Here is a 13,475-nt window from a genome sequence, read left to right as displayed (position 1 = left end):
CTTATCGACCGAACCACCCTCGCGCCCTGGTCAGCTGTGCGATAGTGACCTCCACTCTCCACACCCACGCGGGGAGCCACCGGTGAGGACTCGCTGCCATGAACATGCGACCAGGGTTTCGGATCGCCGTCTCGGTTGTCGTTCTCGTGCTCGCGGTCGGCTGTGCGAGTACCGATTCGGAGCAGGCGCCTGCTCCCGATTCGGCATCGCCAACCGCTGCATCGGTGCCGAATCCGGGCGCAGTGTTCGAGGGAACGTACGAGCTCGAGCAAGTCCAAGAGGTTCGGGCAGACCTGACACCCCTGGCACCCGAGTACCGAACGACGACCTTCGCGGTCAAGTCGTATTGCCCAGAGGCAACCGGCGCGTGTGTTGCGTCGGCATTGGTCACCTACCCCAAGATCGTTCCACTGCCTCCTCCTCAGCCCATCGCGCTGGACTACATCGACGGGAAGTGGGCTCTGAACGTCCCATCGTCGGGGCTCACCTGCGCCACCCAGGACGGCGCACCCCTGTCAGCACCGTCGTGGCAAGTGGCCGCATTCGAGCAATCGGAGGGAGTCGAAGACGGCTCGCTGATCGCAGGCACCGCGACAACACACGCCGGTCCTCCGTGCACGAAGCAATTCACCACCACATACACGTTCACACGCACCGGGCCACTCGACCCGGCGCTGAACATCCCGCCGCCCGAAGCCGTGCCTGCACTTGTGAACTCGCCCGGCTCCGCGTTGTCGGGAACCTACAGTTTCGACCTGAGTCCCCTCTCGGCGACGAATGGGCTGTCCAACTCGCCCGTTCAGGCGACGGGCAACTACCAGAGCTTCTGCACACGCACCGGCGACCGCTGCGTATCCGTGATCGACTCGACCACCGACGTTCTGCCTATGCTGGAGTGGTCGAACGGAGCATGGACGTCCGAAGCGACCTACGCAACGGCCTCCTGTGACGACGGATCGGGTCAGCAACAGACAACGATCCGAGTGTCCCTGACCAACCCCGATCCAAATGCTGCTCCAGCGCAGAGACTTTCGGGTGAGATCAGAAAGATCTACGTCGGCGATTGCCCCGGCGAGGTGGAGTGGAGTATCGACGCAACTCGCACCGGTGGCTGATAGATTCATTTCGCGTCGGCCATTGGCCGACGGTTCGTGCTACAGACATCTTCCTGGTCGATTATGGGTCGACGCACAGGGAACCAGCGGGGCGCGTTGGCCAGCTCGGTACCCGTCAGACCACAATGGTTCGCGGGATATCGGATCATCAGGATCGGTCAGCAGCAGGAAACCGGCTACCACCTCGTTGGCTGGTAGCCGGCACTTCCGACTGAACCCATCTCACTCAACCGGATTTTCAACCGACCCGGATAGTCTGCTGAAAGGTGGTGGGATGGAAGCTCTGACTGATTGTTCGATAACCGGCCGCTACCCAGATCGGACCGCGCTTGACTTCACACCGAACCTGCAGGCTCACGTTGTTTCTTACATTCTTGCACACCAGTGGATAGATGACGGAATCACCATTGTCCCAGGAGGTGGTCGTCCAACCTGTGGGCTGTACATTCCCGAGAATTCCACGCGGAGTTGCTGTTCCGCAAGCAGAGTTGCAAGCACAAGGAGCAAATGTGGCCACCCCGCGACGACGAACCCGACTGCATTCGAGTGAGCTGGCTGAATCCTCCGTCGCTCGTCGGCATCAATTGCGCCTCACTCGAGCAGAACTGGCATTGCTTGCAGGAGTTGGTCGATCGACAGTCCAAGCTCTCGAAGGCGGTAAGGACTCGGTCCAACTCGATGGTGCTATCGCAATTGCGGATGCGCTGGGCTGCAGGATCACTCTGAACAATCGATCTGGCATTCCTGTGCCGCCGCTCGATCCGCGTTGACCACAGGCTGCACGCCCCTCGGCAATCTGTTCGACTGACACGGATTGCATTCACAGTTTGCAGACTCCCAGGAGGAACCGTGACCGATCCCGCACGCACCGATGAGTACTTCCTCGGACTCGCAACAGAGCAAGCACAGATCGGCTGGGCTGAAGGCGGCGTTCCGATCGGCGCGGCACTTGTCCACGACGGCGAAGTTCTTGCTGTGGGGCGGAACCGCCGCGTGCAGATGGGCAGCGCAATCCGTCATGCAGAAACCGACTGTATCGAGCGGGCGGGTCGACTGCCGGCTTCGGTGTACCGCAACTCTGTCCTGTACACCACCTTGTCTCCGTGCTTCATGTGCGCGGGAACTGCTCTGCTGTACGAGATTCCTCGGATCGTCGTCGGCGAGAACCGGTCGTTCGAGGCATCGGAAAGCTTGCTACGCGAACATGGGGTTCAGGTCGACGTCCTCGACGACGCTGAATGTGTGCGACTGATGGAACGCATGTTGGCAGAGCGACCGGGCCTGTGGCTCGAAGACATCGGCGAAGAGGCGTGAGCAGCGCAGCCGACCATGAACCCACCGCTTAGGGTTATGGACGCGACTGTTGACCCAGTGTGTCGCGAACACTCAGAAACCAGTGTCGATCGAAGGAGGTAGGCGAAGCCGATGATCATCACCGGGTTGTTTTTCGCGGAGTATGCGCGAGCCTCCAACGACATGCTCGACATTCTCGGCGGCGTCTGGGATTCCTGCACAGTCCCTCGCGACACGCGCATGCTCGAATGCCGACTGGTCGCGCTCCTACAGACCGGGCCCGACGACATCGGCAAGGACTTCCCCGCGACGCTCGAAGTGCTCGACTCGAAAGGCGAACACATCGTCAATCAACGCGGCCTCCAGATCCCCGGTGCCGGCTTCACCGGCGAGAATCGGTTCTGGTTCCTGCCGATGCAGATGGTGTTTCGCGACGAAGGACGGCACAACTTCATCCTCAGCGCCGGTGGGGCCACGGCGAGCGTCGGGCTTCGCATCGCCTTCGGCTGATGGCGGGCCGCGATGCTCGTGCCCGCGCCGTCATCCGATTCCGACGGCGTTCTCGATGCCCGTCGCTATCGGACTTTCTGTGCCAGACGCCGTCCAGCAGCGATCAACCATCGTCGCGGATCCGCCATGGCCGCCTCGCTACTGCCGGCAAGGTCCGTCAGCGACACGGTCCGCACTTCGACGTCCGAATCCACTGCCCCGGCGACCACCGACACCGGAACTGAAGCGTCCGAACATATCTGGACCACATGTCCGACGAGTTTGCCCGTCAGCGACGTGCGGTCGAACTTGCCCTCACCCGTCACCACGAGGTCCGCTGCAGGAACAGCAGCCGACAGTCCTGTCAGCTCTGACACCCGTTCCGCCCCGCCGGATACACGAGCCCCCAGCGCGCACAGCCCAAATCCGACTCCGCCGGCAGAGCCGGTCCCCGGCATGAACGGGTCGGCCGGCAAGCCGGCGTCGGCGAGCAACTCGGCCCAGCGCTGCAATGCCCCGTCCAGCATCTCGATATCCGCGGCCGACGCACCCTTCTGCGGCCCGAATACCTGCGCGGCACCGTCGGGTCCGAACAACCCCGCGCGCGTATCGGTCAGCAATTCGATGTCGGACGGCACTCCCGCGAGGCCCGACGCGTCCACCGATCGGGCGACCAGCAGACCGGCACCGCCCTCCGGAACGTCCTGACCCGATTCGTCCAGCACCCGAACACCCAGTGCCCGGAGCACTCCCAACCCACCGTCGGTGGAGGCCGAGCCCCCGAGTGCCACCGAGATTCGATCCGAACCGCACTCCCGGATCACGTCTCCGAGCCCGCGCGTCGTCGCGGTCAGTGCATTCAGCGACTCCATCATCGCGATGCCCGAGGACTCCGCCAGCTCGATCACCGCCCGGCCGCTCTCGAGCGTCAACCATCGCGCGTCGACGGGCCGACCGTCCGGGCCGCAGACACCGGACACCGACGACCACGTCGGGTCAGCCGAGCACGCTGCAAGCACATCGAGTGTCCCTTCACCCCCGTCGGCCTGCGGCATCGACACCAGGTCGTCACCGGTGCGGACGGCAGCCCACCCCTCGATCAGCGCCGCGGCGGCGTCGACAGCGTCGATGGTGCCTTTGAAGGAATCGGGGGCGAAGAGAATTCTCATGCGATCAGACTGGGCAGAACCAGATCGCGGTAGCGCTGCTTCATCGTCTCGATCACCTGGTCCCCGTCGGTCGCCCACACAGCAGCGTTGAAGATCTCCACTTCCACATCACCCCGGTATCCAGCGCCTCGAACCCATCGGCCGATGGACTCGAAGTCGATCACACCGTCGCCCATCATTCCGCGAGAGAGGAGGGGGTCGGCTTCCATCGGCACCAGCCAGTCGCACACCTGGTACGAGCTGATGCGGCCACGCTCACCAGCTATTCGGATCAGCGACTCCAGCTCCGGATCCCACCACACGTGGAAGGTGTCGACGACGACGCCCACGGCCTCCACCGGGTGCGGCTCGGCCATCGACAATGCTTGTCTCAGTGTGGAGATGACCGCGCGGTCGGCCACGAACATCGGATGCAAGGGTTCGAGCGCGATGCGCACACCCCGCTCGAGTGCGTACGGAACGAGCAGGGCCAGCCTCTCCTCCACCCGAGCCCGAGCTCCGACGAGGTCGCGATCGGGGATGCCACCCATGACCATCACGAGCTCGGGCGCTCCGAGTTCGGCGGCTTCGTCGAGAGCGCGACGGTTGTCGTCGAGACCGTCGTCGTCGAGCGCCGTGAGGAAACCGCCGCGGCAAAGGCTCGACACCCGCAGACCGGCGTCCGAGATCAGCTTGGCCGACTCGCTCACACCGGCTTCCTGAATTCGATCCCGCCACGGACCTATTGCACCCAGCCCGGCTCGCGCGGCACCGTCGACGGCTTGCTTCAGCGTCCAGGCGTTCGTCGTCTTGGTGTTGAGAGACAGTGCTGCGTAGGGGTTGTCGAGGTCGAACGGTGCGATACTCACGACGCTGCCCCGTTCAGTTCGAGGTAGAGCCCCATGCGGTGCGCGGCCAGCGATGGATCCGCCAGCAACCCTGCGCGATCGGCCAGGACGAACAGCGTCGTCAGATGCTGCACGCTGCGTCCGGATGCCAAGCCGCCCACCATCGAGAACCCAGGTTGCTTGCCGTTGAGCCACGACAGGAACGCAATTCCGGTCTTGTAGTAATACGTGGGAGCGCCGAAGATGTGCCGGCCGAGTTCCTGCGTCGAGCGCAGAATATCCTCGGCGCGAGCGGTGTTGCCGAGGTCGAGTTCCTGCAGGGCCGTCGACGCCGCAGGGTAGATGCCGGCGAAGATACCGAGTAGTGCATCCGAATGATGCTGTCCGTCACCGATGATCAGCTCGGGATAGTTGAAGTCGTCGCCTGTGTAGAGGCGGACGCCGTCGGGTAGCCCGGCTCGCAGGGCGATCTCGTGCTGGGCGTCGAGCAACGACACCTTCACGCCATCGACCTTGGATGAATGCGAGCCGATCAGGCTCTCGAAAGTCGCAGTGGCCGAGGGGATGTCTGCGCTTCCCCAGTACCCGGCGAGCGCCGGATCGAACATCGTTCCGAGCCAATGCAATACGACTGGCTCATCGACCTCGCCGAGCAGGGTCGAGTAGACCGACAGATAGTCGTCGGGTGACGTCGCCACCCGAGCCAGGGCGCGTGAGGCCATCACAATCACCTTCGCGCCCGACTCGGTGACCACCGCGATCTGCTCACGGTAGGCGTCGAGTACAGCAGCGAGACCGTCCTTGCCCGACGGCAGCGCATCCAGGTCGAGTTGGTCCGTGCCCGCACCGCAGGCGAGTGACCCGCCGACGCGCGCCGCTTCGGCTCCGGAGCGGCGGATCAGCTCGGACGTCGCGGCCCAGTCCAGGCCCATTCCGCGCTGGGCGGTATCCATCGCGTCGGCGACGCCCAGTCCGTAGGACCAGAGTTCGTGGCGGTACGCCAGGGTGGAGTCCCAATCGATGTCGGCGAAAGCCCCCGGAGTGTTGTCCCCCGCGGCCTTTGGGATGACGTGCGCGGCGGCATATGCGACGCGTGAGGTGATGGGTGCAGTGGGCTTGGTCCACTCGCCCGGCTCACCGAGCGCGTGGACCCCGTGGCCGGGGAGGGTGATCGACACCCGGGAGTCGACGGCGGTCACAGCGCGATCTCCGGGACGTCGAGGCGACGGCCCTCGGCCGAGGATCGCAGACCGAGCTCGGCCAGCTGCACACCGCGGGCGGCAGAGAGCAGACCGTAGCGGTGCGGCCGTTCGGCGACGACGTCGCGCAGAAACTCTTCCCATTGCAACTTGAAACCGTTGTCCAGGTCGGCGTTGGCGGGGACCTCGAGCCACTGATCGCGGAACGGTTCGGTGACGGGCAGATCTGGGTTCCACACAGGCTTGGGGGTGTGCGAACGATGCTGAGCGACGCAGTTTCGCAACCCCGCGACCGCGGAGCCCTGCGTACCGTCGATCTGGAATTCGACGAGTTCGTCCCGGAACACCCGCACCGCCCACGACGAGTTGATCTGGGCGACAACGCCGTTCTCCATCTCGAAAATGCCGTATGCGGCGTCGTCGGCGGTGGCGGCGTATTCGTTGCCCTGTTCGTCCCAGCGCGTCGGAATATGGGTGGCGGTCTTCGCGGTGACCGTCTCGACCTTGCCGAGGATGCCTTCGAGAACGTAGTTCCAGTGGCAGAACATGTCGACGACGATGCCGCCGCCGTCCTCGGCCCGGTAGTTCCAGCTGGGACGTTGGGCGGGCTGGCCGTCACCTTCGAAGACCCAGTAGCCGAATTCGCCTCGCAGGGAAAGGATGCGACCGAAGAATCCTTCGTCGACGAGCCGCTTGAGCTTGACGAGTCCGGGGAGGTAGAGCTTGTCGTGCACGACGCCGGCCGTGATTCCAGCGTTCTGTCCGATGCGGGCCAGTTCGATGGCTTGTGTCAGTGTTTCGGCGGTCGGCTTCTCGGTGAAGATGTGTTTGCCGGCCTTCATCGCCGACGAGAGTGCCTCGGCGCGCCGCGAGGTGACCTGGGCGTCGAAGTAGATGTCGATGGAGGCGTCGTCGATGACGGATGAGCTGTCGGTGGTGTACTCGGCGATACCGTGCCGGCTGCAGAGCTCTTGGAGCTTGGCCTCGTTGCGTCCGACCAGGATCGGCTCGACCTGGATGCGCGTGCCGTCGTCGAGAAGGAGTCCGCCGGCGTCGCGGATGGGCAGAATGGACCGAAGGAGATGCTGACGGTAGCCCATGCGGCCGGTGACGCCGTTCATGGCGATGCGCAAGGTACGGGTGGGTGTGGGCATGAGAGATTGCCCTTTCTGTGCACTGATGACGAAGGACGTGGGACGACGGCGAGCCATGACGGATGGGGCCGTATCGACGGTGTGGCGGAAAGTCCACTACGCGTCGTGAGGGAAAGTCAGCTTCGGAATGCGCTTTCCAAGCTATGCTGTCGAAGTCGATCGGTCAAGAGGTGACCGTCGATCGCAATGATTTCGCAGGGGGTGAGGGGTGCATGGCCGCAGTACGACTCAGCGATGTGGCCGCGGCTGCGGGCGTCTCGCAGGCCACAGCGTCGCGGGTGCTCAACGGCTCGTCCCGAGTACCCGGCGAGGGTGTCGCCGATCGCGTCCGCGCAGCCGCGGCGGACCTCGGGTACGTCGCGAACGCGCAGGCCCAGGCGCTGGCTCGGGCGTCGACCGGCCTGATCGGGCTGGTGGTGCACGACGTGGCCGATCCGTACTTCTCATCCATCGTCAGCGGCGTACAGAACGAGGCGCGCGACGCAGCCAAGCTGGTACTCCTGGCCAGCACGGAGCGCGATTTTGCTCTCGAACGGCAATCGGTCGCCACCTTCATCTCGCACCGCGCCGACGCCATCATCCTGGCCGGCTCGAGGCAGAGCGGCGACTTGGACCGAGCACTGGAACAGGAGTTCGCGGCATACCGCGACAACGGCGGCAGGGTGGTGGTGATCGGGCAACCGGTACCGTTCGCCTCTGCGGTCGAACCCGAGAACTTCGCAGCATCAGCGGCTTTGGCAAAGGCCCTGTACGAACACGGCCATCGTCGCTTTGCGATCATCGGCGGCCCAGGAAACATCCGGACCTCGGCCGATCGTCGTAACGGCTTCGTCGAGACCCTGTGCACCCACGGCATCACACCGGAAATCGAAGTGTCCGGGGACTTCTCGCGAGACGGTGGCTACAGCGCGGCGCGGCGTCTGGCGGCTGCGCTCGAACTCTCCCCCGGCCACGGGGCTCCACCGTGCGTGTTCGCAGTCACCGACGTCATGGCCATCGGAGCAATCGCAGCGTGGCGTGAGCTGGGCCTGAGCGTGCCGGAGGACGTCTGCGTCGCCGGATTCGACGACATCCCCACACTGCGCGATCACTCCCCGAGCCTGACCACCGTCGCACTCTCTTTGGTGGATATCGGCGAGCGAGCCGTGCAGCTCGCCCTCGATCCGGATAGTCGCCCTGGAAGCCGGGAGTGGGCACCGGGCACCGTCGTCCTGCGGAGCAGCACGGCCCTGAACAGCTGATTGTCCGAATTGCTTGACACTGTGGGCGCGATCACACTACGTTGGGCGACAGCTTCGGAAAGCGCATTCCAGCGGGAGTAGACGGACCCGCCTCCTACTAGATCGAGGACTCCTTATGACGACAACATCGTCGGTCGAAGTCCGTTCTGCCACTGCGTCGGTTCCTCAACCCGCACCGACCCGTCGTCGACGGTTCCCTTCGCTCCGCAACACCTGGTCCGGCCTCTGGCGACCCTTGGCCCTCGTGGCTGTGCTCGTCGCGGCATGGTGGGCCGTCACGGCCTCCGAACTCGTTGCGCCCTATATTCTTCCGTCACCCGGTGACACGTGGTCGACGATGGTGGACAACGCGTCCTACCTCGCCGGCCACACCTGGGTTACGACGTACGAAACCGTCGCCGGCTTCATCATCGCCAGCGGCGTCGGTATCGCCGTCGCAGTGGTGATGATCTACTCGTCCTCGATCGAGAAGACGATGTACCCGCTCATCCTGTTCGCCCAGGTGATCCCGAAGATCGCCATTGCGCCGCTGTTCGTCGTGTGGCTCGGATTCGGTCCCAGCCCCAAGATCCTCGTGGCCGTCCTCATGGCCTTCTTCCCCATCGTCATCGCCGGAATGGCGGGATTGCGTTCGGTCGATCCCGAGATCCTCGAACTCACCTCGACAATGGGTGCGAGCAAGTGGAAGACGTTCTGCAAGGTGCGTTTTCCCGCGTCGTTGCCGCAGCTCATGTCCGGTCTCAAGATCGCCGCAACACTCGCGGTGACCGGAGCTGTGGTCGGTGAGTTCGTCGGTGCCAACGAAGGTCTGGGGTACGTGATCCTCCAGGCGAACGGAAACATCGACACAGCAATGCTTTTCGCCGCGCTCATCATCATGTCACTCCTGGGAATTCTCCTCTTCCTGATCATCGAGATTGCCGAGAAGTTCCTCATCCCCTGGCACGCATCGCGTCGCTCCACCGCGTCCGTCGGCGCTGTGTGATCCGCATGCTCTCCCTCCATCGAAGGACACATTTCATGAAGCTCAAGAACGTTCTGGTGGCGACCGTCGCGTCGTCCGCTCTCGTACTCGCCGGATGCAGCGGAGGAGGTGGAGGCGAGGAGAAGGCCCCGGGTGCCGACGGTGAAACCACCGCGACCTCGCTGATGCTCAATTGGTATCCCTACGGCGAGCACGCCCCGTTCTACTACGGAGTGCAAGAAGGCATCTTCGCCGAGCACGGTATCGACCTCACCATCACTGCGGGCCAGGGATCGACCAAGACCGCACAGGCCGCGGGCTCCAACCAGACCGATTTCGGCTGGGCCGACACTGCGGCCGTGATGTCCAACATCGACAAGGGGGTCAAGGTCAAGAGCCTCGGCGTATTCCTGCAGACGACGCCATCGGCCGTGCAGGTCTACGCAGACGGGCCTATCCAGACCACCGCCGACCTCGCCGGCAAGACCATCGCCGTCTCCGCCGGGGATGCGCCCACCACTACATTCCCCATCTTCCTCGACCGCGTAGGCGTTCCCGAGGACCAAGTTCAGCAGCAGAGTCTGGACTCCGCAGGCAAGATCGCCGCGATGCTCTCGGGTCAGGTCGACGGTCTCATCGGTTTCGCCCACGACCAGGGGCCCAACATCGCGAACAAGTCCGGACGCGAGATGCGCTACCTCCGCTACTCCGACGAGGGCCTGAACTTCTACAGCAACGGCCTCATCGCCAACACGTCCACCATCCAACGCTCCCCCGAACTTGTTCAGGCCATGGTCGACGCCACCCGCGAATCGTTCGAGGCAGCCATCGCCAATCCTGAAGCGGCCGTGGCATCGATGGTCGGTAAGGACCCGCAGACTCCGCCGGAGTCGGTGCTTCTGCAGCAGTGGCAGGAAACCATTCCGCTGCTCACCACAGACAACACGGAAGGAATGGCTCCGGGTGTCAACAGCGACGAGGACTGGGCCAACACCATCAGCATCCTCAGCGATGCCGGACTCACCGAGGCTGGAGCCGAGTCCTCGACCTACTGGGACTCGACCTTCACCTCCAACGAGGAATGAGACGTGACCATGAATGCGATCACCAGCGAACGGCCTCCCACCGTGACGGAGACCGCGGTCTCCGTCGACAACCTCAGCGTCCAGTTCTCGTCCAAACGAGGTGACGTCACCGCTCTCTCCGATGTCGACCTCCGGGTCGGGAAGGGTGAGTTCGTCTCCATTGCAGGGCCTTCCGGTTGCGGCAAGTCCACCCTTCTCAAAGTGGTCGCCGGTCTCACCGGTGCCTCACGTGGGTCCGTCCAGCTGGTCGGCAAGGAGGTCAAGGGCCCGCAACGCAACATCGGCTACGTCTTCCAACGTGCTGCACTGCTCGAATGGCGGACCGTGCGCAAGAACATCCTGCTTCAGGGTGAGATGCGCGGGATGAACAAGAAGGCAGCGGCCGCGAAGGCCGATCAGCTCATCGAGATGACCGGGTTGACCGGTTTCGAGGGAGCACTCCCCCATGAGCTGTCCGGCGGCATGCAGCAGCGCGTATCCCTCTGTCGCGCATTGCTTCACGAACCCGAAGTGTTGCTCATGGACGAGCCTTTCGGAGCTCTGGACGCTCTCACCCGCGAGAAGATGAACGTCGAGCTGCACCGCATCTGGCGAGAAACCGGAACGACGGTCATGCTCGTCACCCACTCCGTCGCCGAAGCGGTGTACCTCGCCAACCGAGTGGTCGTCATGAGCCCGCGGCCCGGACGAATAGTGGACATCCTCGATGTCGACCTGCCGGCACACCGGGACTACAGCGCGACGATGGAGAAGCCCGAATTCATCAGTGTTGCAAACACTGTGCGCGATCTGCTGGGAGCGACAACGAGCGCGGACTGAACGCTTCTGTGCGGCAGCCCCAGCAGACTTGTTCGTTCTGCAGGGGCTGTCGCGGTCAGACGGTGACACACTGTGGCAGACTCCCGTCGACGCTCAACGGGTCAACTGTTCTACTGGATTGACTAGGCTCGGGAACCATGACGAGTCTCGATCTCTCCCGCGTCATCTCCCGAATACTCGACGCAGTGTCAAGCGAATCGGAGGACGGGGACCTCGCCGCGTTGCTCGAGGAACTGGAGATCGATGATCGGACTCGCAGCTCGACTCTCGACCGCACGCGTTCGACTCGCGAGGAACTCTCTCGGTTGCGTCGCCGTGAGCACGAACTCGGTGCTCTGTTCGCCAGCGCGCGCGATCTCGCCGAAGTCAGGGACATAGACGGCCTGTTGGAACGTCTTGTGTCCCGGGCCCACGACATGATGGGCAGCGACGTCACATACCTGTCCGAGTTCGATTCGGAGACAGAAGATCTGCACGTACGAAAGACCACCGGATCGGTCACGCCGCAGTTCCGAAACTTGCGGGTGCCCGCGGGCACGGGTCTTGCCAGCCGTATTGCCGAGTCGAGAAGCGCGCAATGGGTCCGTCGTTACAGCGAATACAACGAGGGAACTCACGACACCGACATCGACGATGCTGTGTCTCTGGAGGGCATCGTCTCCATACTCGGGGTGCCGATGCTCTCGGACGGCCAGGTTCTCGGTGTACTGTTCTCGGCCACGCGACAGGAGCACGTCTTCGCGCCGGAGCAGATCGCACTGCTCTCCGCTCTGGCCGATCACGCGTCGATCGTCCTGCAATCTGCAAACACCCTCGCCCGCCTCCGTGCTTCCGAGGAGGATGCCCAAAGTGCGCTGCGACGATTGACGGACCACGTCGCGGTGCGTGATCGATCCAACACCGTCCATCAAGAATTGGTCCAGGCGGTGCTCGTCGGCGGCGGATTCATCGAGGTGACAACGACTCTGGCGAGGGCACTCGGGAGATGCGTCACCGTCGTCGATTCGGACATGCGGGTCCTCGCCTCGTCGGAAGCCCTTGTCCAAGTTCCGGCGACTGTCAGTGCATCCAGCGGCGTGCGCCTCGCAATCGAACGGAGTCGCGCAACCGGCCACTGCTCGTATGTGGAGCCTGGTACCTCCGATATCGAAGTCGTAGCGGCAGTGACCGCGGGCGAGCTCTTCTTCGGCGCAGTCCTTCTCAGCACGGGCGATTTGGAGTTGGGTGCAGTAGACGACCGCACGATCGAGCGGGCAGCACAAGTCGCTGCGCTACTGACGCTGCAGCAGAATGCCGTCGACGATTCCGACCGGCGCGCCAGACACGAATTGATCGCGGACGCACTCGACCCGTCCGCCGGACGCCGACGCGACTTCGATCGGCGTGCTCGCGCCCATAACGTGGACGCGTCAACACTCGATACGGTGCTGCTTTTCGTGGTCCCGTTGCAATCACGTTCGATCGCAACATCCCTCATAGCGTCACGATTCCACGATGGAGGCTTGGTCAGCACATACTCTGATGCCATCGTCGCGCTCGTGCACAGTTCGACACCCGCCGAATCGGCCGAGGAGGTACGGCAGGCGCTTCTAGCCGGGGGCGTCCGCCCTGCTCTTGTGATCGTTCCGACGCGTGCCGACTCTGTCGAGCTCTTATCCGCACGTTTCGAAGTTGCTCATCGGACTGCTCGGTTGTTGGAAGCATTGGGGATCGACGACCGAGTGGTCACCACCGAATCGTTTCTGCCGTACGTCGCGATGTTCGGGTCGGATCCCGAAAACGTCCACACTTTCATCGACCACGTCATTGGACCGGTCATCTCCTACGACGAGGCTCACGGTACCGACCTTCTCGCGACACTTCGCGCGTTCGTCCGCAGTGATTCGAGCCCGACCAAGGCTGCGCGCGCACTGAATTACCACACCAATACGATCCTGCAGCGACTCGACAGAGTGAGACTGATTCTTGGAGACCACTGGCGGGAGGACGAATCGCTGTTCCGCATCTCTACTGCGGTGCGACTCGAAGCCCTGCGATCACCGAGCACCCCCCGAACATAGGCTGATGGCCCATATTTCCAGCTAGATGATGTGCTGATACTACATATTCCAGGTCACACT

General features: G+C 63.5%; 13 protein-coding genes. 9 read left to right on the top strand and 4 right to left on the bottom strand.

Annotation, left to right across the window (positions count from 1 at the left end; all coding sequences use genetic code 11):
* Positions 1–98: 98 nt before the first annotated feature.
* The 4 genes from CH305_RS17320 to CH305_RS17305 all read left to right on the top strand — a co-directional run bounded on the left by CH305_RS17320 (position 99) and on the right by CH305_RS17305 (position 2,918).
* Positions 99–1,115, top strand: a complete 1,017-nt coding sequence (locus tag CH305_RS17320; RefSeq protein WP_094704385.1) for a hypothetical protein — start codon at positions 99–101, stop codon at positions 1,113–1,115.
* Positions 1,116–1,507: 392 nt separating this feature from the next.
* Positions 1,508–1,885 (top strand): helix-turn-helix transcriptional regulator, encoded by a 378-nt coding sequence (locus CH305_RS17315; protein WP_256983833.1) that lies wholly within the window; start codon positions 1,508–1,510, stop codon positions 1,883–1,885.
* Between the two features lie 79 nt (positions 1,886–1,964).
* Positions 1,965–2,429 carry a nucleoside deaminase gene (locus CH305_RS17310; RefSeq protein ID WP_094704383.1) on the top strand — a complete coding sequence of 155 codons (465 nt, stop codon included), beginning with the start codon at positions 1,965–1,967 and terminating at the stop codon, positions 2,427–2,429.
* Between the two features lie 111 nt (positions 2,430–2,540).
* Complete coding sequence (locus CH305_RS17305; protein WP_094609966.1) at positions 2,541–2,918, top strand: hypothetical protein; 378 nt, start codon at positions 2,541–2,543, stop codon at positions 2,916–2,918.
* A 65-nt stretch (positions 2,919–2,983) separates the two neighbouring features.
* On the opposite strand, the gene CH305_RS17300 is transcribed toward CH305_RS17305, so the two are convergent.
* The 4 genes from CH305_RS17300 to CH305_RS17285 are packed head-to-tail and all read right to left on the bottom strand — an operon-like array spanning position 2,984 to position 7,246.
* Positions 2,984–4,066: a glycerate kinase gene (locus tag CH305_RS17300; RefSeq protein ID WP_094704382.1), complete on the bottom strand. Its 1,083-nt coding sequence runs from the start codon at positions 4,064–4,066 to the stop codon at positions 2,984–2,986.
* Positions 4,063–4,914 (bottom strand): sugar phosphate isomerase/epimerase, encoded by an 852-nt coding sequence (locus tag CH305_RS17295; RefSeq protein WP_094609964.1) that lies wholly within the window; start codon positions 4,912–4,914, stop codon positions 4,063–4,065. The genes CH305_RS17300 and CH305_RS17295 overlap by 4 nt, the downstream gene beginning before the upstream one ends.
* Entirely contained in the window at positions 4,911–6,092 is a 1,182-nt protein-coding gene (locus tag CH305_RS17290; protein WP_094704381.1) for a dihydrodipicolinate synthase family protein, read from the bottom strand. The genes CH305_RS17295 and CH305_RS17290 overlap by 4 nt, the downstream gene beginning before the upstream one ends.
* A complete protein-coding gene (locus CH305_RS17285; RefSeq protein ID WP_094704421.1) occupies positions 6,089–7,246 on the bottom strand; it encodes a Gfo/Idh/MocA family protein in 1,158 nt (385 codons plus the stop codon). The genes CH305_RS17290 and CH305_RS17285 overlap by 4 nt, the downstream gene beginning before the upstream one ends.
* A gap of 212 nt (positions 7,247–7,458) precedes the next feature.
* Here CH305_RS17285 and CH305_RS17280 point away from each other — a divergent pair, with 212 nt between their 5' ends.
* From CH305_RS17280 to CH305_RS17260, 5 genes are all read left to right on the top strand, one after another.
* Positions 7,459–8,487 carry a LacI family DNA-binding transcriptional regulator gene (locus CH305_RS17280; protein WP_094704420.1) on the top strand — a complete coding sequence of 343 codons (1,029 nt, stop codon included), beginning with the start codon at positions 7,459–7,461 and terminating at the stop codon, positions 8,485–8,487.
* 244 nt (positions 8,488–8,731) lie between these two features.
* Positions 8,732–9,472 carry an ABC transporter permease gene (locus CH305_RS17275; protein WP_256983829.1) on the top strand — a complete coding sequence of 247 codons (741 nt, stop codon included), beginning with the start codon at positions 8,732–8,734 and terminating at the stop codon, positions 9,470–9,472.
* Between the two features lie 35 nt (positions 9,473–9,507).
* Positions 9,508–10,536, top strand: coding sequence for an ABC transporter substrate-binding protein (locus CH305_RS17270; protein WP_094704380.1), 1,029 nt, complete (start codon positions 9,508–9,510; stop codon positions 10,534–10,536).
* A gap of 9 nt (positions 10,537–10,545) precedes the next feature.
* On the top strand, positions 10,546–11,355 hold the full coding sequence (locus CH305_RS17265) for an ABC transporter ATP-binding protein (RefSeq protein ID WP_094704379.1): 810 nt from the start codon (positions 10,546–10,548) through the stop codon (positions 11,353–11,355).
* A gap of 137 nt (positions 11,356–11,492) precedes the next feature.
* Complete coding sequence (locus CH305_RS17260) at positions 11,493–13,415, top strand: GAF domain-containing protein (RefSeq protein WP_094704378.1); 1,923 nt, start codon at positions 11,493–11,495, stop codon at positions 13,413–13,415.
* Positions 13,416–13,475: the final 60 nt, after the last annotated feature.

Origin of the sequence: Rhodococcus sp. 15-649-2-2 (assembly GCF_002258645.1) — a bacterium.
Classification (GTDB): Bacteria; Actinomycetota; Actinomycetes; order Mycobacteriales; family Mycobacteriaceae; genus Rhodococcoides.
This window is presented reverse-complemented; position numbering and strand designations above follow the sequence as displayed.

Excerpts from the sequence above, each read along its gene's own strand:
- CH305_RS17315 (WP_256983833.1), top strand. The coding sequence starts at position 1,508 with ATGACGGAATCACCATTGTCCCAGGAGGTGGTCGTCCAACCTGTGGGC.
- CH305_RS17270 (WP_094704380.1), top strand. The coding sequence starts at position 9,508 with ATGAAGCTCAAGAACGTTCTGGTGGCGACCGTCGCGTCGTCCGCTCTC.
- CH305_RS17300 (WP_094704382.1), bottom strand. The coding sequence starts at position 4,066 with ATGAGAATTCTCTTCGCCCCCGATTCCTTCAAAGGCACCATCGACGCT.
- CH305_RS17260 (WP_094704378.1), top strand. The coding sequence starts at position 11,493 with ATGACGAGTCTCGATCTCTCCCGCGTCATCTCCCGAATACTCGACGCA.
- CH305_RS17280 (WP_094704420.1), top strand. The coding sequence starts at position 7,459 with ATGGCCGCAGTACGACTCAGCGATGTGGCCGCGGCTGCGGGCGTCTCG.
- CH305_RS17285 (WP_094704421.1), bottom strand. The coding sequence starts at position 7,246 with ATGCCCACACCCACCCGTACCTTGCGCATCGCCATGAACGGCGTCACC.
- CH305_RS17305 (WP_094609966.1), top strand. The coding sequence starts at position 2,541 with ATGATCATCACCGGGTTGTTTTTCGCGGAGTATGCGCGAGCCTCCAAC.
- CH305_RS17265 (WP_094704379.1), top strand. The coding sequence starts at position 10,546 with ATGAATGCGATCACCAGCGAACGGCCTCCCACCGTGACGGAGACCGCG.
- CH305_RS17320 (WP_094704385.1), top strand. The coding sequence starts at position 99 with ATGAACATGCGACCAGGGTTTCGGATCGCCGTCTCGGTTGTCGTTCTC.